A 21,611-nucleotide genomic window follows, 5' to 3' on the forward strand; every position below is an offset into this window, starting at 1 on the left:
TACGGTCGACGTTCGCCAGGATGGGGGTATGGGATTCCACGTCGACTCCGAGGCCGGGCGGCTCAGCCGCGTCATCCTCCACCGGCCCGATCTGGAGCTGAAAAGGCTCACCCCCAGCAACAAGGACGCGCTCCTCTTCGACGACGTCCTCTGGGTGCGCCGGGCGCGCGCCGAGCACGACGGCTTCGCGGACGTCCTGCGCGACCGCGGCGTCGCCGTCCACCTCTTCGGTGACCTGCTCGTCGAGGCCCTGGCGATCCCGGCGGCCCGCACCCTCGTCCTGGACCGGGTCTTCGACGAGAAGGAGTACGGCGTCCTCGCCACCGACCACCTCCGCGCCGCCTTCGAGAACCTCCCCGCCCCCGACCTCGCCGAACTCCTCATCGGCGGCATGACCAAGCGCGAGTTCCTGGACGCCCACCCGGAACCCACCTCCGTGCGCTTCCATGTCATGGACCTCGACGACTTCCTCCTCGGCCCGCTGCCCAACCACCTCTTCACCCGCGACACCTCCGCCTGGATCTACGACGGCGTCTCCATCAACGCGATGCGCTGGCCCGCCCGGCAGCGCGAGACCGTGCACTTCGAGGCGATCTACCGGCACCACCCGCTCTTCCGCGACGAGACCTTCCACCTCTGGTCCGAGGGCCAGGCCGACTACCCGTCCACCATCGAGGGCGGCGACGTCCTGGTCATCGGCAACGGCGCCGTCCTCATCGGCATGAGCGAGCGCACCACCCCCCAGGCCGTCGAGATGCTCGCGCACAAGCTGTTCGCGGCGGGCTCGGCGCGGACCATCGTCGCCCTGGACATGCCGAAGCGGCGTGCCTTCATGCACCTCGACACCGTGATGACGATGGTCGACGGCGACACCTTCACCCAGTACGCCGGGCTCGGCATGCTCCGCTCCTACACCATCGAACCCGGCGTCGGAGAGAAAGAACTCAAGGTCACCGACCACCCGCCCGAGCACATGCACCGCGCGATCGCCGCCGCCCTCGGCCTCAGCGAGATCCGCGTGCTCACCGCGACCCAGGACGTGCACGCGGCCGAACGCGAGCAGTGGGACGACGGCTGCAACGTCCTCGCCGTCGAACCCGGCGTCGTCGTCGCCTACGAACGCAACGCGACCACCAACACCTACCTGCGCAAACAGGGCATCGAGGTGGTCGAGATCCCCGGCAGCGAACTGGGCCGGGGCCGCGGCGGACCGCGCTGCATGAGCTGCCCGGTCGAACGCGGACCGGTGTAGGGCGGCCCGGGAAGCGGCAGGTGAGGAAGGGCGTGCCGTCGAACACAGTGACGTATAAGAATTCTGGGCATCGTATAGACTTCCAGTCCGTCCTTGTCACCGCATCTCTGGAGCGCCCCCATGGCGACCGTCCCCACCGCCCTCGCCGGGCGCCACTTCCTCAAGGAGCTGGACTTCACCGGCGCCGAGCTGCGCGCGCTGCTCGCCCTGGCCGCCGAGCTGAAGGCGGCCAAGAAGGCCGGGACCGAGACGCGGTATCTGACCGGCAAGAACATCGCGCTGATCTTCGAGAAGACCTCGACGCGCACCCGCTGCGCGTTCGAGGTCGCCGCCGCCGACCAGGGCGCCTCGACGACGTATCTCGACCCGTCGGGCTCGCAGATGGGGCACAAGGAGTCGGTGCGGGACACCGCGCGGGTGCTGGGCCGGATGTACGACGGCATCGAGTACCGCGGCGACAGCCAGGCCAAGGTCGAGGAGCTGGCCGCGTTCGCCGGGGTGCCCGTCTTCAACGGACTGACGGACGACTGGCACCCCACCCAGATGCTCGCCGACGTGCTCACCATGACCGAGCACACCGCCAAGCCGCTCACCGACATCACCCTGGCCTATCTCGGCGACGCCCGCTTCAACATGGGCAACTCCTATCTGATCACCGGCGCGCTGCTCGGCATGGACATCCGGATCGTCGCCCCGAAGGCCTTCTGGCCCGCCCCCTCCGTCGTCGACGGCGCCCGTGGACTGGCCGAGGCGAGCGGCGCCCGCATCACCCTCACCGAGTCCGTCGAGGAGGGCGTGGCCGGCGCCGACTTCGTCGCCACCGACGTCTGGGTCTCCATGGGCGAGCCCAAGGAGGTGTGGGACGCCCGCATCACCGCGCTCACGCCGTACGCCGTGACCATGGACGTCCTGAAGGCCACCGGCAACCCGGCCGTCAAATTTCTCCACTGCCTGCCCGCCTTTCATGACCTGGAGACCAAGGTCGGCCGCGAGATATATGAGAGCCACGGCCTGACGTCACTCGAAGTGACGGACGAGGTCTTCGAATCGCCCCACTCGGTCGTCTTCGACGAGGCGGAGAACCGCCTGCACACCATCAAGGCCGTCCTCGTCGCGACCCTCGCCTGACCCGCGACCCCCGCACGCCGTACCTCCACCCCGCACCGCTTCTCTGTCCCGCCCGGCGGCCGGAACCACCCCTTCCCCGGCCGCCGTCGCGACGGCATCCCGTCGCCCCCGCCGCACCGGAAACGAGCACCACCCGCATGCCCCGCATCAAGTCCCCGGCCCTTCTCGTCGCCGAGTCCGGCACCGACCGGGAGGGCCACGGCCTGCGCCGCACCCTCGGCCTCTTCCAGCTGATCTGCTTCGGCGTCGGCGCGATCGTCGGCACCGGCATCTTCGTCGGCCTGTCCGACGCGGTCGCCCAGGCCGGACCCGCCGTCGTCGTCTCCTTCGCGCTGGCCGCGCTGACCTGCGTGATCACCGCGTTCGCCTTCGCCGAACTGGGCGGCGCCATCCCGGTCTCCGGCTCCTCGTACGCGTTCGCCTACGCGGGCCTCGGCGAGTCGACCGCGTTCCTCGTCGGCTGGTGCCTGCTCCTGGAGTACGGCGTCTCGGTCTCCGCCGTCGCCGTCGGCTGGAGCCAGTACGTCAACGAACTCCTCGTCTCCCTCACCGGCCACCAGCTCCCGCACGTCCTGTCGGCGGGCCCCGGCGACGGCGGCGTCGTCAACCTGCCCGCCGTCGTCGTCGTCGCACTGGCCGCCGCCCTCCTGGTGCGCGGGGTGCGCGAGAGCGCGCGGGCGACGGCGGCGATGGCGGTGCTGAAGCTGGCGGTCCTGGCCGCGTTCTGCGTCATCGGGTTCAGCGCCTTCCGGGACGGCCACCTCACCCCGTTCTCACCGGCCGGGCTCGGCGGCGTCGGCGCGGGCACCACGGCCGCGTTCTTCTCCTACATCGGCTTCGACGCGATCACCACGGCGGGCGAGGAGGCGAAGAACCCGCGCCGGGACATCCCCGTCGCCATCCTCGTCTGCATCGGCCTGGTCACCCTGCTGTACTGCGCGGTCGCCCTCGCCGCGATCGGCGCCATCGGCCCCGGCCAGGTCGCGGGCCGCCCCGCCGCCCTCTCCCATGTCGTCGACGAGGTCACCGGTTCGCACGTCGGCGGCGGGGTCGTCGCGTTCGGCGCGGTCGTCGCCATCGCCTCGGTCGTCCTCGCCGTGATGTACGGCCAGACCCGCATCCTGATGTCGATGTCCCGGGACGGCCTGATCCCGCGCCTCTTCCAGAAGGTCTCGCCCCGCACCTCGACCCCCGTCGCCGGTACGGTCGTTGTCGCCGTCGTCTTCGCGCTCCCGGCGGCCTTCGCGCCCCTCGACGCGGTGGTCGACCTGTGCACCATCGGCACCCTCGCCGTCATGGCCATCGTCAACGTCGCCGTCCTCGCCCTGCGGCGCCGCGAACCGGACCTCGCCCGCACCTTCCGGGTGCCGCTGTTCCCGTCTCTCCCGCTGCTCGGCGTCGGCTGCTGTCTCTACCTGATGTACGAGACCGGGCGGGCGGCCTGGTTCCAGTTCGCCGTGTTCCTCGCCGTCGGCCTGCTGGTCTACCTCGGCTACGGCCGCCGCAACTCCCGCCTCGCCGACGCGATCACGCCGGACGGGGCCACTGTCCCGGAGCCGTCGGCAGTCTGAACCACACCGCCTTGCCGGACTCGGTCGGCCGGTGCCCGCACGACGAACTCAGCGCCCGCACCAGCAACAGCCCCCGCCCGTGCTCCTGCCACGGATCGGGCTCCCCGCACGGCGCGCCCAGATCACCCGGCGGCGCCGGGTCCGGGTCGTGCACCTCCACCCGGCACCCCGACGGCAACAACTCCACGACCAGCTCTATCGGGACGTCGCCGCCGGTGTGCTCGATGGCGTTGGCGACCAGTTCGGCGGTGAGGAGTTCGGCGGTGTCGCTGTCCGCGCCGTGCTCCACCTCGGCCAGCGCCGTGCGCACCAGGGCGCGGGCCACGGGCACGGCCGCGGCGGAGTGCGGCAGTGCGATGCGCCAGGAGGCGGAGGGGCGTTCGTGCACGACTGGTCCGATCATGGGCAGGCTGTCCTGCTTTCAACCTTATGTAGGGTACGACCCCGTCCGGCAGAGACGTCCGGCAGGCGCCGTAGGGGACTTTCGGCCCGGTGTGTTGCGGCCTACCCCGAGCAACGCCCCGCCGCGCGCGGCCGCTCCCGCTGTTACGCCCCTGTGGGCGACCCGTGACGGACTGACCGGACCCTGCCAGGAAGCGTATCGCGCACCCGTGACGACAGTCACGAAGCGGTGATAACTTCGTGAGGCAGCGTCCGCCCCTTCCGAGGAGGCCGCACGTCTTGAGTCCCTTCACCGGCTCCGCAGCCCGCACCTCCGACTGGCGTCACCTCCGCGTCGAACACACCGACGGCGTCGCCACGGTCACCCTGGCCCGCCCCGAGAAACTCAACGCCCTCACCTTCGGCGCCTACGCCGACCTGCGCGACCTGCTTGCCGAACTGTCCCGGGAACGCTCCGTGCGCGCCCTGGTCCTCGCGGGGGAGGGGCGCGGCTTCTGCTCGGGCGGCGACGTCGAGGAGATCATCGGCGCCACCCTCGACATGGACACCGCCCACCTCCTCGACTTCAACCGGATGACCGGCCAGGTGGTCAGGGCGGTACGGGAATGCCCGTTCCCGGTGATCGCGGCGCTGCACGGGGTGGCGGCGGGCGCGGGGGCGGTGCTCGCCCTGGCGGCGGACTTCCGGGTGGCCGACCCCACCACCCGCTTCGCCTTCCTCTTCACCAGGGTCGGCCTCTCGGGCGGCGACATGGGCGCCGCGTACCTCCTGCCGAGGATCGTCGGCCTCGGCCACGCCACCCGCCTGCTGATGCTGGGCGATCCCGTCCACGCCCCCGAGGCCGAACGCATCGGCCTCATCAGTGAGTTGACGCCGGAGGGCGCGGCCGACGCAGCGGCCCACTCCCTGGCCGCCCGCCTGTCCAAGGGCCCCACCCTGGCCCACGCCCAGACAAAAGCCCTCCTCACAGCAGAGCTGGACATGCCGTTGTCGGCGGCCATAGAACTGGACGCCTCCACCCAGGCGTTACTGATGACAGGCCCCAACTACGCGGAATTCCAAGCAGCCTTCACCACCAAACGCCCCCCGAACTGGCAGGACCGCTAAGAAGATGCGCCCCCAACCGATCCCGCCACTGCCAGGGGCGCGAGGAACCGCGCACGCGGGTCTACCAAACCCCAACTCGCCAACGCCGCTGACCATCCCCACCCAAGGGGCGCGGGGAACTGCGCGACCAGCCACAACGCACCCGCACCCGCCCACGGCGAACCCGCACCCGCCCACGGCGAACCCGCACCCCACCCGCATAGCGGTCGTCGGCGGAGGTCCCGGCGGCCTCTACGCCGCCGCGTTGCTGAAACGCCGGCACCCCGCCCACCGCGTCACGCTGTGGGACCGCACCGCCCCCGAAGAGACCTTCGGTTTCGGAGTGGTCCTCTCCGACGAGACCCTGGGCGGCATGGAACACGCCGACCCCACCCTCTACGCGTCCCTGAAAGGCCACTTCACCCGCTGGGACGACATAGAGATCGTCCACCGCGACACCCGCCACACCTCAACGGGCCACACCTTCGCGGCGTTGGCGAGAAAAGACCTCCTGCGCCTCCTCCACGACCGCTGCGAGGAACTCGGCGTGGATCTCCGCCCGCACACCACGGCCCCACCCCCCGCCGACCTGTCGGCCACCCACGACCTCGTGGTGGCCGCCGACGGAGTCAACAGCACGACGCGCGCCGCCTACGCGCACACCTTCCGCCCCCGGGTGACCCCGCACCGTTGCCGCTACATCTGGCTCGCCACCGACGTCGCGTTCGACGCGTTCCGCTTCGAGATCGCCGAGACCGAGCACGGCGTGATGCAATTGCACGGCTACCCGTACGCGCCCCACGCCTCCACGGTCATCGTCGAGATGCGCGAGGAGGTGTGGCGGGCGGCCGGTTTCGACGCCCCGGACACCCACGCGTCGATCACCCGCTGCGCCCGGATCTTCGCGGACGCGCTCGGCGGCAGACCCCTGCGCTCCAACAACTCGGCGTGGACGGTGTTCCGCACGGTCGTCAACGAACGCTGGTCGCACGGCAACACCGTGCTGCTCGGCGACGCCGCCCACACCGCCCACTTCTCCATCGGCTCCGGCACCAAACTCGCCGTCGAGGACGCCCTCGCCCTCACCGCCTGCCTGGCCGAACACCCCACCCTGGAAGGGGCGTTGACGGCCTACGAGGAGGAACGGCGCCCCGTCGTCGCCTCCACCCAACGCGCCGCCCGCGCCAGCCTGGAGTGGTTCGAGAACCTGCCCCTGCATCTCGACCAGCCGCCCCGCCAGTTCGCGTTCAACCTCCTCACCCGCAGCCGCCGCGTCACCCACGACAACCTCCGGCTGCGCGACGCCCGCTTCACCGGCGCCGTGGAGCGGGAGTTCGGCTGCCCGCCGGACACGCCCCCGATGTTCACGCCGCTGCGGCTGCGCGGCCTGACCCTGCGCAACCGGGTCGTCGTCTCGCCCATGGACCTGTACTCCGCGACCGACGGCGTCCCCGGCGACTTCCACCTCGTCCACCTCGGCGCCCGGGCCCTCGGCGGCGCCGGACTGGTGATGACCGAGATGGTCTGCGTCAGCCCCGAGGCCCGCATCACCCCGGGCTGCACCGGCCTCTACAACGGCGTCCAGGTTGCCGCCTGGCGAAGGATCACGGACTTCGTGCACCGCCAGGCACCCGGCACCGCGATCGGCGTCCAGCTCGGGCACGCCGGCCGCAAGGGCTCGACCAAGCCGATGTGGCAGGGCATGGACGAACCCCTCGCCGAGGGCAACTGGCCGCTGGTGGCGGCCTCTCCGCTGCCCTACCGCCCCGGCAGCCAGACCCCGCGCGCACTGGGCCGCGCCCAACTCACCGACCTGCGCGAACAGTTCACGGCGGCCACCCTCCGGGCCGCCCGCGCCGGGTTCGACCTCCTCGAACTGCACTGCGCGCACGGCTACTTGCTCTCCGGGTTCCTCTCCCCGCTCACCAACCGCCGCACCGACGCCTACGGCGGCCCGCTCTGCCGCCGGCTCCGCTTCCCGCTGGAGGTGTTCGACGCGATGCGGGGCGCCTGGCCCGAGGAACGGCCCATGACGGTCCGCATCTCCGCCACCGACTGGGCCGACGGCGGCACCAGCGCCGAGGACGCCGTCGAGATCGCCCGCGCCTTCGCGGCCCACGGCGCCGACGCCGTCGACGTGTCGACCGGGCAGGTGGTGGCCGACGAGCGGCCGGAGTTCGGGCGCTCGTACCAGACGCCGTTCGCCGACCGGATACGGCACGCGGCGCGCGTCCCGGTCATCGCGGTCGGCGCGATCTCCTCCTGGGACGACGTCAACTCCCTTGTCCTGGCCGGGCGTACGGACCTGTGCGCGCTCGCCCGCCCGCACCTGTACGACCCGCAGTGGACCCTGCACGCGGCCGCCGAACAGGGCTACGAGGGCCCCGGCGTCCACTGGCCCGACCCGTACCTCCCCGGCCGCAGACCCCCACGCACCGGCCGCACGGACACCCCCAAACGCCGCCTGCACCGGGAGAGTTGAAGCACCCTCACGACCGACTGACCGGCTCACACCCCCACGAACCCGGCCCCCGCGTCCCGCAACCGCTCGTGCAGCCCCCGGAACACCGCCGCCGACCGCTCGCCCGGCCAGCCCTCGGGGAGCAGCCGGGCCGGAAGACCGGGGTCGGTGTAGGGCAGGCGGCGCCAGGAGTCGAGGGCGAGCAGGTAGTCGCGGTACGCCTCCTCGGCGGGCGGGGGGTCCGCGCGCCGCTCCCAGGCGCGCAGCACCGGACCGTGCCGGTCGAGGAACCCCTCGTGCTCCTTCGCGATCGCCGCCAGGTCCCACCAGCGGGTGACGGCGTCGGCGGTCGCCGCGTAGCCGAGGTGGTCGCCGCGGAAGAAGTCGACGTACGGGTCGAGGCGGAGCCGTCGCAGGGTGTGGTGGCTCTCCTCGTACAGCCGGGCCGGGGCGATCCACACCCCGGGCGCGGCCGTGCCGAAACCGAGCCCGGCCAGCCGGGAGCGCAGCACGTGCCGTTTCTGCCGTTCCGACTCCGGCACGGAGAACACCGCGAGCACCCAGCCGGTGTCGTCGGCGGCGCCGTCCGCGTAGATGCGCCGGTCGCCGTCGTCGAGCAACTGGCGTGCGTCGGGCGACAGTTCGTACCCGGCGGCGCCCTGCGTGGTGCGGGCCGGGACGAGCAGGCCGCGGCGTTTGAGGCGGGACACCGAGGAGCGCACCGAGGGCGCGTCCACCCCGACCGCGGCAAGCAGCCGGATCAGCTCGGCGACGGGTACCGGGCCGGGCACGAAGCGGCCGTACGCGCCGTAGAGGGTGACGATGAGGGACCGTGGGGCATGCTGGTCGGACACGTTGATCATCTTAGGTCGTCGACATCAGCCCTGGTCACCATGGGTGCGCAGGCGGAACCGCTGGAGTTTCCCGGTCGCCGTGCGCGGCAGCGCCGCCACCGGATGGATCTCACGCGGACACTTGTACGGCACCAGTTCGGACCGCACGAACGCGCGCAGCGCCTCCGGGTCCCGCGCGGCGCCCTCGGCCAGGACCACGTACGCCACCACGACCTGCCCGCGCGCCTCGTCGGGCCGCCCCACGACGGCCGCGTCGAGCACGTCGGGATGGCGCAGCAACGCGTCCTCGACCTCGGGCCCCGCGACGTTGTGCCCGGCGGTGATGATCATGTCGTCGGCGCGTGCCACATACCGGAAGTACCCGTCGGCCTCGCGGACATAGGTGTCGCCGGTGACGTTCCAGCCGCCGCGCACATACTCCCGCTGCCGCTCGTCGGCGAGGTAACGGCAGCCGACCGGGCCGCGCACCGCGAGCAGCCCGGGCACGCCGTCCGGCACCGGGCTGCCGTGCTCGTCCTGCACCCGCGCCTGCCATCCCGGGACGGGGATTCCGGTCGTCCCCGGCCGGATCAGGTCGTCGGCGGCGGAGACGAAGATGTGCAGCAGCTCGGTCGCGCCGATGCCGTTGACGATCCGCAGCCCGGTCCGCTCCCGCCAGGCGTGCCAGGTCGCGGCCGGCAGGTTCTCGCCCGCCGAGACACAGCGCCGCAGCGACGACAGGTCGTACCCGTCGGCCTCGGCGAGCATCGTGCGGTAGGCGGTCGGCGCGGTGAACAGCACCGACACCCGGTGCGCGGCGATCGCGGGCAACAGCTGCCGGGGGCCCGCCTGTTCGAGCAGCAGCGCGCTCGCGCCGACCCGCAGCGGAAAGACCACCAGACCGCCGAGCCCGAACGTGAACCCCAACGGCGAACTCCCCGCGAACACATCGTCCGCCCCCGGCCGCAGCACATGCTTCGAGAAGGTGTCCGCGACGGCGAGCACATCGCGGTGGAAGTGCAGACAGCCCTTGGGACGGCCGGTGGTGCCGGAGGTGAACGCGATCAGCGCGACATCGTCGGCCGCCGTGTCGACGGCGGTGAACGGCGTTGCGGGCGCCGGGAGTCGGAGCAGGTCGTCGGGGCCTTCGCCGCCGTACGGCGTGATCCGCAGGCCCGGTGCCTCGGCCTTGGCGAGGTCGTCGACGAACCGGGCGTCGCACAGCGCGTGCCGCACCTGGGCGATCCCGCAGACGGTGCTCAACTCGTGCGGCCGCAGCTGCGCCAGGACGGTCACCGCGATCCCGCCCGCCTTCAGCACCGCCAGCCAACAGGCCACCAGCCACGGGGTGGTGGGGCCGCGCAGCAGCACCCGGTTGCCGGGGACCACCCCGAGATCACCGGTGAGCAGATGCGCGAGCCGGTCCACCCGGGTCCTCAACTCGCCGTAGCTCCACGAGGGTTGGCCGGGGATGTGCAGCGCGGGGCGGCCGGGGTCGGGGCCCGCGAGGAGTTCGGCGGCGCAGTTCAGCCGGTCGGGGTAGCGCAGTTCGGGCAGGTCGAAACGGAGGTCGGGCCACTGCTCGGGCGGCGGGAGATGGTCCCGCGCGAAGGTGTCGACATGGGCCGAGACGATCATGACGGTTCGCCCCCTGATCGCGTCCTGCGTCCGGTGCGCGGACGGCAGCCGGAGTGGCCGGAGCACCCGGAGCGGCCCGGACGCGCTGCCGTACGGGTCGAGTGTGCGGTGGTACGGGCCGGGCGTCCTGCGCGGGTTCGCCCACCGAGCGTATCGCGTTGGTGACGGCAGTCAATGGTGCGCGATACCGTCGGAGCAGTGGCCGTACCGGCCGCGAGGAGAGGGGACCACATGCCCGCATTCTCACTCGAACCGGCACAGAACGACTGGTGTGCCACGCTGCGCACCCTGGCCGCCGAACGGCTGCGCCCGCTCGCCGAGCAGGGCGAGCCGGGCCGGGTGAACCGTCCCCTGATCGCCGCACTCGGCCAACTCGGCCTGTTATCAAGGCTGTTCACGTCCGGCGCGCTCGACCTCTGTCTGATGCGGGAGTCCCTCGCCCACGCCTGCACCGAGGCGGAGACCGCCCTCGCCCTCCAGGGCCTCGGCGCCCACCCCGTGCACGCCCACGGCACCCCGGCCCAGCGCGCCCACTGGCTGCCCCGGGTGTCCGACGGCACGGCGGTGGCCGCCTTCGCGCTGAGCGAGCCGGGTGCCGGGTCGGACGCGGGCGCTCTCGAACTCCGGGCGGAGCAAGGCGACTTGGGGACCGGCTGGCGGCTCACCGGCACCAAGTGCTGGATCTCCAACGCCCCCGACGCCGACTTCTACACCGTCTTCGCCCGCACCCGCCCCGGCACCGGCGCCCGGGGCGTCACCGCCTTCCTCGTCCCCGCCGACCGCCCGGGCCTCACCGGCGCCGCCCTCGACATGCTCTCCCCGCACCCGATCGGCACCCTCACCTTCGACGCCGTGCCCGTCACCTGCGACGACGTCCTCGGCAGCGTCGACGGCGGGTTCCGCGTCGCCATGGGAACCCTCGACCTGTTCCGCCCCAGCGTCGGCGCCTTCGCCGTCGGCATGGCCCGCGCCGCCCTCGACGCCACCCTCGCCCACACCGCTCGACGGGACGCGTTCGGCGGCAAGTTGAGGGACCTCCAGACGGTCGCCCACCAGGTCGCGGAGATGTCCCTGCGCACCGAGGCGGCCCGGCTGCTGGTCTACGCGGCGGCCAGCGCGTACGACGCGGGGGCCCCGGACGTGCCCGCCCGCGCCGCGATGGCGAAACTCCTCGCCACCGAGACGGCCCAGTACGTCGTCGATGGCGCGGTCCAACTGCACGGCGCCCGCGCCCTGCGCCGTGGCCACCTCCTCGAACACCTCTACCGCGAGGTCCGCGCCCCCCGCATCTACGAGGGCGCGACCGAGGTCCAACGGGACATCATCGCCCGGGAGTTGTACAGAAACGCGCCCGGTGCGCAAGGAGCGGCGGCCCGATGAGCGTCGAGCGCGTCAACCCGTCCGAGCTGTCCCCGCCGACCGGCTTCTCGCACGCCGTCGTCGCCACCGGCACCCGCGTCGTCCTCCTCGCCGGGCAGACCGCCCTCGACCGGCACGGCAGGGTGGTCGGCGAGACCCTCCCCGAACAGTTCCGGCGGGCCCTGGCCAACCTGCTGGCCGCCCTCACCGCCACCGGGGGCACCCCGGTCGACCTCGCCCGGGTCACCGTCTACGCCACGGACCTCGCCGCGTACCGCACCCACGCACCCGAACTGGGCCGCGTCTGGCGGGAGTTGGCGGGCCGCACCTATCCGGCGATGGCGGTCGTGGAGGTGGTCCGACTCTGGGACGAGCGGGCGCTGATCGAACTGGACGGGTTCGCGGTGCTGCCATGACGGGAGGGAGACCGGAGCGGACCGGGCGGCGACGCGCCGACGCTCCCCGGAAATTTCACGACAAACGGAATATGTTCACCCTGCCCGGTGCGGACTCGCTGCCAACAGGGTGACGATCACGGGCAGGGGAGCGCGCGGCCGGTACGAAGTGGAACCCCATCCTCCGGAGGTGTTCCATGCCCACTCTGTCCCTGCGCCCCGCACTCGGCGCCGCCGCCCTGCTCCTGCTGGCCGCCCTGCCCACCGGCCCCGCCACCGCGGCCCCGACCGAGAACGTCACCGTCGCCGCGACCGGCACCCTCGCCGCCGACGGCACCGTCACCCTCTCCGGCACCTACCGCTGCGTGCGCGGCACCAGCCCGGTCTTCGTCAGCTCGTCCGTCAGCCAGGGCACCCACGAGGTCAAGTACGGCATCGGCGGCACCACGGCCGTCTGCGACGGCGCCGAGCACCGGTGGCAGAACACCGGCAAGCCGTCCAAGGACACCCTCAAGGCGGGCACCGCCCAGGTCGAGGCGACGCTCATGGAACTCCGTTTCAAGGGCCTGCTACCCCTCCCCGTCTTCCACGCGGCCCACACCCAGGCCGTGACACTCGGCAAGGGCTGAGCAGCGCGGGGGCGCGAGACATCGACGGTCACGCGTCCCCGGCGGTGACTCCGTACCGTTCCGGTAGGGCTTCCTGAACATGACTGGTCTGCAAGCGAGTTCCTGGCTTTTCGACCTCTCGGGGCGGAGGGCCCTGGCGCTCATCGAGGGGCGGCGATGCAGCAGGACGGAAGGCGATCGTGCTGCCTGATGCGCTCCTCGACAGCTACTCCAAGGTCGTGGACTTCGGTGTGACGGTCGGTCGTCGATCGACCTCCGGACGCGATGAGTTTCGCCGCTGCTTAGATTCCGCCGTGAGCATCCGCGGTCCCGAGATGGATGCCATCGCAGCGTTCACCTTTATCTTCACCTGTCCCTGCGCGCCGAGAATGACATCTTCACGGCCGCAGTCGTCTTGGACGACTTGCTCGTGCCGGCTTCGATCTTGATGTGCCGACGCATGACATGTGACCGGACGTCTTCAGCCTGTGTGTTGAGGGAGGGTTGCTCCGGGTTCTGTTCCCCGCCGACGGGTACAGCCCTGAGGCGAAACCCCAGGGCTGCACGATGGTCGGAGGTCGGACTGGTGGACTTCAGTTACAGTGCGGACCCCTGGTCGTCGGTATCCGCTTCCAAGTCCACGGCATATACGGGTCGTTCGTCGATCCCGAGAATGCGCATCAACTCAGTTGTCGGAATCCGGTATCGGCCTCCGACGCGGAGGACCGGGCAGGGGAATTCGTTCCTGTGGATCAGCCGGTACCCGGTCGCCGTGCAGACGCCGAGCGCGCGGACCGCCGTCCGGAGGTCGACCGTGACCGGCAGATCGAACATTTCGGTGAAGCTGAGTTGAGTGTACGGCGGGTGATTCACGGCCGCCTCGCAGCACGTCGAATCGGCAAGGTGCCGACACGACGCCTGATTCGATGGTTCCGGATACTGCGTCCCACCTTTCGCGCTCCTACCTCGTCGTCGATGCCGACGAAGGCCTCGTCGCGCAAATGCTCCGGGCGCACCTGAAAGCGCAGAGGGGCATGGAGACCGTCCGGACCATCAGGGCGGTCGACTTGTACGTCCAGACCTTGCTGTCGCCTCGTAGAGGTGTCGACTGTCTCGTCCGTCACGTTGACGGCATTGTCCTGCGTGATGGTCTCCACCCGAGTGGAAGGGATCTCGCGCAGACGGGCACGAGCAAAACACCATGCCCTTTTCCGCGCCGCCTTGATCAGGGGTGTGATGGAGAGGCGGCTCGCGGTACCTGGAGCCGCCAGCTCTTGGAGAAGAGCCAGAGCCATTTCGGCCTCTACGTCCGATCGGTCGGCGCGCAGGCGACTGCAGATGCGGTGGACCGTCCCGGCCATCCTCGGTAGAGCCAGCCAGATCACCAGGAGCTTCTCGGCTCCGTGCGAGGCACGGGGGGAGAGCGAGGCGCTGAGCACTGCTGTCCATACTGCGGCCGAAAAGTGAGGGTCGGCATCCGGCCCGTACAGGGCCTCGTGTGCCTCGGCGGCTGTCAGCCGGACCGGCGCCGCACCATTTGTATCCGCCGTGACGGTCACCGTGACCGCGTCTTTGACTCGGGGATTGTCGAAGTGCTGCCTTACTGAGGCGAACACACTGGTGGGAGGGGGATACGTCATGGACATCCTGTCTTGGAGTTGAGAGCGCTCAGGTGTTGGGCGAACGGAGAGACAGCGGGGGCGCACACGTCGCAATCCGGGCAAAATGGAAAGAAGCCCCGTGCGTCCCACTTTTCTACTCACGCACGCGGTGTCGAACTCGCTGGCCAGTAACCGGTATCGCCGGTTACCGACACGTGATGGGTGCGGCAGGGGCGAGAGTTCGCCGCCGCACGGAAGCCGCAGCGAGCTGATACGGCGCGAGGCTGTAGGTGAGAGGGTGCCCACCCGGGGGTGGGCACCCTCAAGCCTGTGGGATTCAGGCGGTCTCGGGGGACGGGGCGTCCGGGACCTCGGCCCGGTGGTTTGCGGGACTTACTTCCTCAGCCTGGTCGGCCGGCCGACGACGACGGCTCGGTGGGAAGCCGGGGGACTGCCGGAGTCGGGTCACCCGACGGTTTCGCTGGCGGTTGTTCATGGAGCTGAAGATCCTTCCTGACTGGGAATTGCACTGGCCTCTCGCCCTTCTGCGAGCGGCTGATGCCATCGTGCACGGGGGGCCGAGACCGCCGTGAAGCGGAAACTGAGGGAAAACTGAGCCCTGGGGGCGTGAGGGAGCACGTGTGTGTGAAGCGGGGTGCGGCTGCGCACAGATGAAAGGGCGCCGTTGAGCGGCATCGGCCCACTGGTGTCGCTACGTGGAAGGAGAGGCGATGGAGGGGCATGTGCTGGGCCCGGTCAGAGCCGAAGTGGCAGGTCGTGGCCGAGTCTTCGGGAAGACGAAGGCGGCTGCTCTGTTCGCGCTGTTGGCGACATCACCGGGATGTCGGCGTACCAGGAAGGAGGTCGCGGAAGTTCTCTGGCCGGATAAGGCAAGGACTGAGGGCTTGGTGGATAGAGCTGTCTCCGACCTCCGGCAGCAGCTGGGCAAGGAGATCGTGCCCCAGGGCACATCAGGCTTCTGCACGCTTCGCTTGCCAGAGGGGAGCGTCGACTACCTCCGTTTTCGTGAGGGCGTGCGGAGGGCCGCCGAGTTGCCCCTTCCTGAGCAGTTCGAATGGCTCAGCGTGGCCTTGGCGGAATGGACCGACGACGAACCGCTGAGCGGGCTGCCCCAGAAGGGTTTCCAGGTACGTAGGGAGCAGATGCGAGCCGAACGGATGGCTGCCGTCCATGACCAACTGGATGCGGGGTGGAGATGCCGGGAGGAGAAATGGCTCCGCGAGGAGACGGAGAAATGGTTCGAGCGCGCTCCGGAAGATCCTCAGATCCTCCGGTTCTATCTGCTTTCTCACGGCCAGGAACTGTCGGACCGTAAGCGTGAACGCATCATCAGCCAGTGGCGAAAGCGTCACGGTAACCCGGGCGTTGACCTACAGAGCGCCATCGACCGGTTACGTGAGGGCGAATCCTCTTCCGGCGGGACGATCCGTCCACCTGTTCCGGATCAGTTACCCCCCAACCCGCGCCGGCCCATCGGGCAGGAGGGGCTGATCCGTGATCTCGTCGACGCCGTGTGCGAACAACAGGACGCCGGTAACTTGGCGCTGGTCGTCATCAGCGGTATGGCGGGCGTGGGGAAGTCCACGGTGGGTCGCCACCTCGCACACCGATTGAGGGATCGATTCCCGGACGGTGTGCTCTACGGTGAACTGAACGGATTTGCCGACGGCGATGTGAAGCCTGCCGAACCGGAACAAATTCTTGACGGATTCTTGGCTGCTCTGCCGCCCTACTCCACGGTGACGGGGCGGCAGAGCAAGAGCGCGGCGTTGCGTTCAGCCCTGGCCCATCGTTCGGTTCTTATCGTCCTCGATGACGCGTTGAACGCTCAGCAGGTGCTGCCGTTGCTTCCGGGCGTGGGCACCAGCGCCGTGATCATCACCAGTCGCAATGATCTAGGCGGCCTGCGTTCCCAGAACGAGGTGCAGTTTCGCAAGATGGAACTATTACGGGATGAAGATGCCCTGGAAGTACTCCAGGAGAAGGTGGCCGCAGCGGACCGGACGAAATATGCCCATGCATTTGCCGAACTGGTCCGTCTCTGCGGGCGGTTGCCGCTGGCGCTCACCGTGGTGGCGAGGCGTCTGGAAGACCTGCGCCCGCTGAACACCATCCACGCCTTGGTGCGTGAGATGAAGGAGGACCGGGCGAGACTGGACGCTCTCCACCTTCCGGAGCACGAGATGTCGGTACGTGTGGCACTGAACTGCTCCGTACGCGCGCTCAGCGAGGAGGCTCGGCTACTGCTGTGGCAACTGGCCCTTCACCCTGGCCCCAGTGCTACTTGGGATGCCGTGATGGATCTCGGGTCGGCGACGGGCGGTGGCGTGCGCGTGGGTCCGGCACTGGGGGAGCTCGTGACGGCGAACCTGGTGGAATTTCAGTCCGGCCGCTACCGCTTGCATGACTTGGTGCGGGCCTTCGCCCGCCACCACCTGGACCCTGTGTCTTGCGAGGAAAAGCCGATTTTGGAACGAGCGACCGTGCGGCAGGTACTGGAACACCAGTTGCACAATGTGCGCGCCTGCGACCGGATTCTTGATCACCAGCGCACCCTGCCCATCGGTGAGCCCGACGGGGTCACGCTCACCGAACCCGCGGAGCCGGAGGAGGCCATAGCGCTGCTGGACGAGGAATACGAGACCGTTCAGCGAGGTATCCAATTGGCCGTCAGCCAGAGGATCGAGCGATATACGTGGCTACTGCCGATGGCGCTGGTCACCTATCAATGGCGTCGCCGCCGTCTTACCGATGCGCTGACAGGTCTCGGGTACGCAGCGGAGGTCGCGGAAGCCGTTGCTTCCCCCGCTGACTGCGCCATGGTCTACCGGATGCTGGCGGGAACACAGTGGCGACAGGGGAAGTTCGACTCGGCCGCCGCCCACCTGCAACGGGCTGTCCGGCTCAGCCGACAGGACGACAGCGAGACCGGTCGGCTGAGCCTCGCCCGCTCGCTGCACACGCTCGGACTCACCCTGCGTAAGCAGGACGAGGGGGAGGCTGCGGAGGAACACCTCCGCCAGGCGCTGGAGTTGTTCCGGGAGGTGTCGGATCTGGTGGGGGAGGCAGCTGCCCTGAACACCATCGGGGCGCTCCACCACGATCGTGGAGAGTTCGGAGAGGCACTCCGCTGGTGCACGGACGCTCTCCGAGTGATTGAGCGGACGGAGGAACGTAGCGGCCGGGCTGACGTGCTGTTCACCTTGGCCAAAGTGTGTCTGGCCCGCTCGGAGCGGGACAAGGCCATCCGCTTGTACGAGCAGGCTTGCGACATTTATCGGGAACAGGAGGACTGGCCCAACGAAGACAAGACGCGACGGCTCTTCGCGGACGTTCTGGTATCCGCCGGTCGCACGTGCGAGGCGGTGGCCGAACTGGAGAGGGTCATTGTGCTGCGTGAGCAGGCAGGAGGCGCGAACGTGCAGGAAGTCCGGGATCTGTTGGAGGGGCTGAGGTAATGGTTCCTGTCGATGACCGCGGCGTCACAACCGTGGGAGGTGGGTGCGGTAATACTCCCTGGGGTCGGGGCGCAGGCGCCTCGATGGTTGGCTCGATCCGAGTGGGGGCAGATGCGGGCGGAGCCGATCGAACACCTCCCGGACATCCGTCGGGCGATGCTTGGCCTCCCACTGGACCATCTGCAACGCGAGGGGCGCGAACTCTGCGGGTAGGGCGTCGAGCCGATCGGGCGGCAACACAGGGTAGTCCTTCGGTACACGTGCCTCCAGCCCGCCGTAGGGCAACCACATGATGGTCATCTCCAGCACCATGCAGCCCAACCCGAAGATGTCCGCCTGCTCCGTCAGCCCGGCGGGGTTGGTGTCCCACTGCTCAGGTGAGGCGTAGCCGAGAGTGCCGTGCGGACACTGCGTCTCCACCCCCATCTCGACCGCGTGCCCCATGTCGATGAGGCGAAGGCGGCCGTCCGGCTCCACGATGACGTTCTCAGGCTTCAGATCGCAGTGCACCATTCCTTTGTCGTGCACTTCCCGCAGGATCTGGCACAACTGACCGATGATCGAGGCCACTGCATCCGGGTACCTGACTGGTCGTGAGGCCATCAGGACGTCCCGAAGTTGTCGTCCTTCGATGTATTCCATCACCAAGCATCCACGGCCCTTGTAGGTGCCAGTCGCAATGATCTCTGGAATCGCCTCGATTTCAGTCATTGCGGCCATGCGAGAACCTTCCTTCAGGAGGGTTTCTCCTGCCCAACGGAAATCTGTTTTAGGTTCGAGCCCCCAGGGTTTTTGGACCTTCAGTGCCACCTTTCTCCCGTTTTTTCGGTCGCGGCCGGTGAAAAGGTCGCCCTGGCCGCCATACCCGAACATGTCCAGTACCTCATAGTGTTCTTCGATTTTGCCAAATTTCTCGATCTTCTTCATGCCTTTTTCAGCTTCCGTCTAGCCCCCATAGGTGGGGCGCCGAGTCGACCCTGACAACTGATAGCTACGCTCGAAGAAAAGAGGAAAGGAATGCCTCAGACATGGCTGCCCCCCGACGGGGTGTACCGCACATCCGAGGTCATCAAGGTATCCGCCGGCATGTTCAAGGTAGGAGAGTTCCGGTGCCCGGTGGCCGATGCCCTCAAGGCACGTGGCTACCAGTCCGCAGAGTTCGCGCCGCGTCGCCGTGAGCGGTTGGAGCACTTCGCCCTCGGCCCGTTCATGGCCGCCTGTGACGCTCGCGTTCGGACCTCCGATGCCGCGCCCCACCATGCCCGGACTCGCACCGCGCTTCCCCACGACGCACTCCAAGTCTGGTCGGACCATGGGCTGGCCATGTACGACGCGGCTTTCCCCGTAGATCCGGAACGTCCCCTGAGCGAGGTCCCCGAACCGTGGACGTACCGTTACCGGCCGTCCGGTCCGGACCTGCGGAACGCGGTGGAATACAGGCTCACCGTGTGGGGTCGCTGTCTGGCGTCTGCCGACGGGACATTCCGTGAACTCCGTCTGCCTGTTCACCGCCTGAATCGAAATCTTCCGCCGGAAGGGTTCATCGCTGCTGCTGCCCTGGTGTTGGCCGAGGGGGCACCCGGGCCGCCGCCGGAGCGGGTACGGATCGTTGAGTTCGCGCTGCATGACGGCCGTACACGTGAACTCTTCGACGGAACCAGGGCGCGGGCACTCGCCCGATACCGCGAACATGGCCCCGGTGCGTTGGCCAGCCTGCTGGACGGCCAGGAGTACCGTCCCGGAGCCCCGTGCGCCGAGTGTCCTTACGCGCGTGTCTGCCCGGCGCTGCGGTCGGCGCCCGGACTGTTGGGAATCGAGGCGACGGATCGACCGCGACGAACCTGGTCGGTGACCAACGGGCGCAACTACCGAGCCTGCCCGGCGCGTGACCACATGCGTCGGCTACACCTGCCCACGGCGGACTCCGTCGAACGCGAGGTGACAGCTGAGCGTGGCCGGGCGTTGCACGCTTACCTCGCTGACCGCCATGGCCATGGCTCTCCACGACCCTGCACCGTCGAGGTGCCCGAAGAGTGGGTGCCGGACGGATTTGAGCTGCCCGACCACGAACGCGCCCTCGGCGCACGGCTGTTGCGCGGACACTCTGCGGTCTGTCCCCTGCGGTGCGTCAAGGACGTTACGGATGTACGGACCGAGCCGCGGGTGGTCCGCCACGACACCGCCGCCGACGTGGTGGTGATAGCCGTTCCCGACCTGCTCTACCGGGACGCGGACTCATGGGTGTGGCGCGAGACCAAGACCTCGGCCGTCGACGGGCGGTCGAACCGCCCGTTGCTGGAGCGCTACCCCCAACTGGCCTTGGCTGTCCTGCTCGTCGCACGAGGTGATCTGGGTGGTACGTCGACCCGTGCCCGGGTCGAACTGGAGGTGCTGCGCCCCAGCGGGGCGGACCTGGAGATCATTGATCCTTTCGCCGCAGCCAACAGGACCGCGGCGGAGCAGGTCCTGCGGGAAATGGTGACCGAGTGGCATGGGGACGACGATTACGTGCCGACCCCCGGCCCTTCCTGCAACCGGTGCGAAGTCGCGCGCTGGTGCTCGGCCTCGCTCGCCGCCGGGGTACCCGCGTGAGCGCGTGGACGGCTGGGCGCCGGGACACTCAGCCGGACGCCGGCGAGGGATGGGGGAGTACGGGAGCTGAACTGTTCCGCGAACTCGCCGGCATGGTGGCGGCGTTGGCCGAGATCCAGGGCCTCCGCTCGTTCACATTGCCCTACCCCGGTTATGCCCAGAGTGCACTGGACCGCGTGGTGACGCACTGCCTCGATGTCGGGCAGACTCCGCCGAGAAGTCTTCCGGAGCTGTGGGAGTGGTGTCGGAACAGACCAGCCGGCGACTCGCTCTTCGGGGTCCCCACCTCCCTGGTCAGCCCGGATGCGACGTTGGTGCACCCCGTCGGCCTGATGCCTACTCGGACTTGTCTCGAAGTCGCCTCCCACCGGTCGGCCCGGGGCGTGGCGATGGAGGCCCACACGATCCTGGGTGACCTGGAGGCACGGTGCGGAACGGCTGAACGGTACCGGCGATGCCGGAATTTTCTGGCACGCCACCCTGTGGTCCATCAGCGGGACCGATTCGGGTCCGGGTGGAGCAAGGCCGTGTGGACCAGAGTCAAGGAACATTACCGGCCACTGCCCGAATCCCTGATTGTCGGCGATGTCTTCCTGCGTTGTTCTTCATGCGGGCTTCCCGCCCTGCCGCGCGGTCGTACCGTGCCGGTCCCGCCCGTCTCCGGAACCGGCGTCTGGTGTGAGGGAGAGGAATGCCCGCGCGGTGAACGTATGGAAATGATCCGCGACCCGGACCACGCCTGGGTACTACGGCGTTCGTTGCGTGTGTTCCTCGCGCTGCCGCACAGAGTCGAAGAGGCGGCCCTGGACGAACTTGATCACGCCGGAATCGATTACGAGGCTGTATCGGGACACCTGTGCGGCTACCGCTTGCGGAATACCGGTCCCGAAACTCTGGACATCCAGGTGTACGACCGATTGCAGCCGGGACTTCTCGCCGCCCATGTGACCGACACCATGCTGTCGGCGGATTTCACTTTCATTGTGGTGCCACAGCGGCTGGCCAGGCGCGACAACTACCACGCGACTTTCACTGCCGCCCTGCCCGCCCTGTTCCGGGAGCGAGTGGCGCTGACTTCGCCCGAGGACCTCGTGCACCGCTTCGGAGCGTCGCCCGCCGATCGTGACGACGCCGGGACAGCACACCACCGAGACCTGGGTCCGACCCGGGGAGAGGAGAAAGACGATGCGTAGCCTCACACCGCCC

General features: G+C 69.3%; 17 protein-coding genes and 1 pseudogene. 12 read left to right on the top strand and 6 right to left on the bottom strand.

Annotation, left to right across the window (positions count from 1 at the left end; translation table 11 throughout):
* Nucleotides 1-28: 28 nt before the first annotated feature.
* The 3 genes from ACIQOU_RS04545 (at nt 29) to ACIQOU_RS04555 (ending at nt 3,951) form a co-directional block, all read left to right on the top strand.
* Nucleotides 29-1,252, top strand: coding sequence for an arginine deiminase (locus ACIQOU_RS04545; RefSeq protein WP_401533820.1), 1,224 nt, complete (start codon nt 29-31; stop codon nt 1,250-1,252).
* Between the two features lie 120 nt (nt 1,253-1,372).
* Nucleotides 1,373-2,380 (top strand): ornithine carbamoyltransferase, encoded by a 1,008-nt coding sequence (gene argF / locus ACIQOU_RS04550; protein ID WP_401533822.1) that lies wholly within the window; start codon nt 1,373-1,375, stop codon nt 2,378-2,380.
* Between the two features lie 137 nt (nt 2,381-2,517).
* Nucleotides 2,518-3,951, top strand: a complete 1,434-nt coding sequence (locus tag ACIQOU_RS04555; protein WP_401533824.1) for an amino acid permease — start codon at nt 2,518-2,520, stop codon at nt 3,949-3,951.
* Here the strand turns inward: ACIQOU_RS04555 and ACIQOU_RS04560 are convergent.
* Nucleotides 3,908-4,354, bottom strand: a complete 447-nt coding sequence (locus ACIQOU_RS04560) for an ATP-binding protein (RefSeq protein WP_401533826.1) — start codon at nt 4,352-4,354, stop codon at nt 3,908-3,910. The two genes, ACIQOU_RS04555 and ACIQOU_RS04560, sit on opposite strands and share 44 nt — an antisense overlap.
* A 278-nt stretch (nt 4,355-4,632) precedes the next feature.
* On the opposite strand from ACIQOU_RS04560, the gene ACIQOU_RS04565 reads away from it, so the two are divergent.
* Together ACIQOU_RS04565 and ACIQOU_RS04570 are read left to right on the top strand one after the other, a co-directional pair.
* Complete coding sequence (locus ACIQOU_RS04565) at nt 4,633-5,460, top strand: enoyl-CoA hydratase family protein (protein WP_401533827.1); 828 nt, start codon at nt 4,633-4,635, stop codon at nt 5,458-5,460.
* 244 nt (nt 5,461-5,704) lie between these two features.
* Nucleotides 5,705-7,921, top strand: coding sequence for a bifunctional salicylyl-CoA 5-hydroxylase/oxidoreductase (locus ACIQOU_RS04570; protein WP_401533829.1), 2,217 nt, complete (start codon nt 5,705-5,707; stop codon nt 7,919-7,921).
* Between the two features lie 26 nt (nt 7,922-7,947).
* On the opposite strand, the gene ACIQOU_RS04575 is transcribed toward ACIQOU_RS04570, so the two are convergent.
* Together ACIQOU_RS04575 and ACIQOU_RS04580 are read right to left on the bottom strand one after the other, a co-directional pair.
* A complete protein-coding gene (locus tag ACIQOU_RS04575) occupies nt 7,948-8,763 on the bottom strand; it encodes a PaaX family transcriptional regulator C-terminal domain-containing protein (RefSeq protein ID WP_401533830.1) in 816 nt (271 codons plus the stop codon).
* Between the two features lie 15 nt (nt 8,764-8,778).
* Complete coding sequence (locus ACIQOU_RS04580) at nt 8,779-10,371, bottom strand: AMP-binding protein (protein ID WP_401533831.1); 1,593 nt, start codon at nt 10,369-10,371, stop codon at nt 8,779-8,781.
* Nucleotides 10,372-10,602: 231 nt separating this feature from the next.
* Here ACIQOU_RS04580 and ACIQOU_RS04585 point away from each other — a divergent pair, with 231 nt between their 5' ends.
* The 3 genes from ACIQOU_RS04585 (at nt 10,603) to ACIQOU_RS04595 (ending at nt 12,754) form a co-directional block, all read left to right on the top strand.
* Nucleotides 10,603-11,751, top strand: a complete 1,149-nt coding sequence (locus tag ACIQOU_RS04585; RefSeq protein WP_401533833.1) for an acyl-CoA dehydrogenase family protein — start codon at nt 10,603-10,605, stop codon at nt 11,749-11,751.
* Nucleotides 11,748-12,146 carry a RidA family protein gene (locus ACIQOU_RS04590; protein WP_401533835.1) on the top strand — a complete coding sequence of 133 codons (399 nt, stop codon included), beginning with the start codon at nt 11,748-11,750 and terminating at the stop codon, nt 12,144-12,146. Before ACIQOU_RS04585 ends, ACIQOU_RS04590 begins: the two co-directional genes overlap by 4 nt.
* A 185-nt stretch (nt 12,147-12,331) precedes the next feature.
* Nucleotides 12,332-12,754, top strand: a complete 423-nt coding sequence (locus ACIQOU_RS04595; RefSeq protein WP_401534637.1) for a DUF6299 family protein — start codon at nt 12,332-12,334, stop codon at nt 12,752-12,754.
* Between the two features lie 576 nt (nt 12,755-13,330).
* On the opposite strand, the gene ACIQOU_RS04600 is transcribed toward ACIQOU_RS04595, so the two are convergent.
* Entirely contained in the window at nt 13,331-13,567 is a 237-nt protein-coding gene (locus tag ACIQOU_RS04600) for a helix-turn-helix domain-containing protein (RefSeq protein ID WP_401533837.1), read from the bottom strand.
* A gap of 35 nt (nt 13,568-13,602) precedes the next feature.
* On the bottom strand, nt 13,603-14,379 hold the full coding sequence (locus tag ACIQOU_RS04605) for a hypothetical protein (RefSeq protein ID WP_401533839.1): 777 nt from the start codon (nt 14,377-14,379) through the stop codon (nt 13,603-13,605).
* Nucleotides 14,380-15,065: 686 nt separating this feature from the next.
* Here ACIQOU_RS04605 and ACIQOU_RS04610 point away from each other — a divergent pair.
* Complete coding sequence (locus ACIQOU_RS04610) at nt 15,066-17,813, top strand: AfsR/SARP family transcriptional regulator (RefSeq protein ID WP_401533841.1); 2,748 nt, start codon at nt 15,066-15,068, stop codon at nt 17,811-17,813.
* A gap of 24 nt (nt 17,814-17,837) precedes the next feature.
* On the opposite strand, the gene ACIQOU_RS04615 is transcribed toward ACIQOU_RS04610, so the two are convergent.
* Nucleotides 17,838-18,740 (bottom strand): serine/threonine protein kinase, encoded by a 903-nt coding sequence (locus tag ACIQOU_RS04615; RefSeq protein WP_401533842.1) that lies wholly within the window; start codon nt 18,738-18,740, stop codon nt 17,838-17,840.
* 90 nt (nt 18,741-18,830) lie between these two features.
* Between ACIQOU_RS04615 and ACIQOU_RS04620 the strand changes: the two genes are divergently transcribed.
* The 3 genes and pseudogenes from ACIQOU_RS04620 (at nt 18,831) to ACIQOU_RS04630 (ending at nt 21,598) form a co-directional block, all read left to right on the top strand.
* Nucleotides 18,831-20,405, top strand: a complete 1,575-nt coding sequence (locus ACIQOU_RS04620; protein WP_401533843.1) for a PD-(D/E)XK nuclease family protein — start codon at nt 18,831-18,833, stop codon at nt 20,403-20,405.
* Nucleotides 20,402-20,884, top strand: a pseudogene (locus ACIQOU_RS04625) (hypothetical protein); the annotation flags it as partial. The gene ACIQOU_RS04620 and the pseudogene ACIQOU_RS04625, both read left to right, overlap by 4 nt.
* A 48-nt stretch (nt 20,885-20,932) precedes the next feature.
* The gene (locus tag ACIQOU_RS04630; RefSeq protein WP_401534720.1) at nt 20,933-21,598 is read left to right on the top strand and encodes a hypothetical protein; all 666 of its coding nucleotides are present in this window, start codon (nt 20,933-20,935) and stop codon (nt 21,596-21,598) included.
* Nucleotides 21,599-21,611: the final 13 nt, after the last annotated feature.

Origin of the sequence: Streptomyces sp. NPDC091279, assembly GCF_044757465.1 — a bacterium.
GTDB lineage: Bacteria > Actinomycetota > Actinomycetes > Streptomycetales > Streptomycetaceae > Streptomyces.

Bases quoted from the DNA above. Each gene is read 5' to 3' on its own strand.
- ACIQOU_RS04545 (WP_401533820.1), top strand. From the start codon at position 29: ATGGGATTCCACGTCGACTCCGAGGCCGGGCGGCTCAGCCGCGTCATC.
- argF (WP_401533822.1), top strand. From the start codon at position 1,373: ATGGCGACCGTCCCCACCGCCCTCGCCGGGCGCCACTTCCTCAAGGAG.
- ACIQOU_RS04555 (WP_401533824.1), top strand. From the start codon at position 2,518: ATGCCCCGCATCAAGTCCCCGGCCCTTCTCGTCGCCGAGTCCGGCACC.
- ACIQOU_RS04560 (WP_401533826.1), bottom strand. From the start codon at position 4,354: ATGATCGGACCAGTCGTGCACGAACGCCCCTCCGCCTCCTGGCGCATC.
- ACIQOU_RS04575 (WP_401533830.1), bottom strand. From the start codon at position 8,763: ATGATCAACGTGTCCGACCAGCATGCCCCACGGTCCCTCATCGTCACC.
- ACIQOU_RS04580 (WP_401533831.1), bottom strand. From the start codon at position 10,371: ATGATCGTCTCGGCCCATGTCGACACCTTCGCGCGGGACCATCTCCCG.
- ACIQOU_RS04585 (WP_401533833.1), top strand. From the start codon at position 10,603: ATGCCCGCATTCTCACTCGAACCGGCACAGAACGACTGGTGTGCCACG.
- ACIQOU_RS04590 (WP_401533835.1), top strand. From the start codon at position 11,748: ATGAGCGTCGAGCGCGTCAACCCGTCCGAGCTGTCCCCGCCGACCGGC.
- ACIQOU_RS04600 (WP_401533837.1), bottom strand. From the start codon at position 13,567: ATGTTCGATCTGCCGGTCACGGTCGACCTCCGGACGGCGGTCCGCGCG.
- ACIQOU_RS04605 (WP_401533839.1), bottom strand. From the start codon at position 14,379: ATGTCCATGACGTATCCCCCTCCCACCAGTGTGTTCGCCTCAGTAAGG.
- ACIQOU_RS04610 (WP_401533841.1), top strand. From the start codon at position 15,066: ATGGAGGGGCATGTGCTGGGCCCGGTCAGAGCCGAAGTGGCAGGTCGT.
- ACIQOU_RS04615 (WP_401533842.1), bottom strand. From the start codon at position 18,740: ATGAAGAAGATCGAGAAATTTGGCAAAATCGAAGAACACTATGAGGTA.
- ACIQOU_RS04620 (WP_401533843.1), top strand. From the start codon at position 18,831: ATGCCTCAGACATGGCTGCCCCCCGACGGGGTGTACCGCACATCCGAG.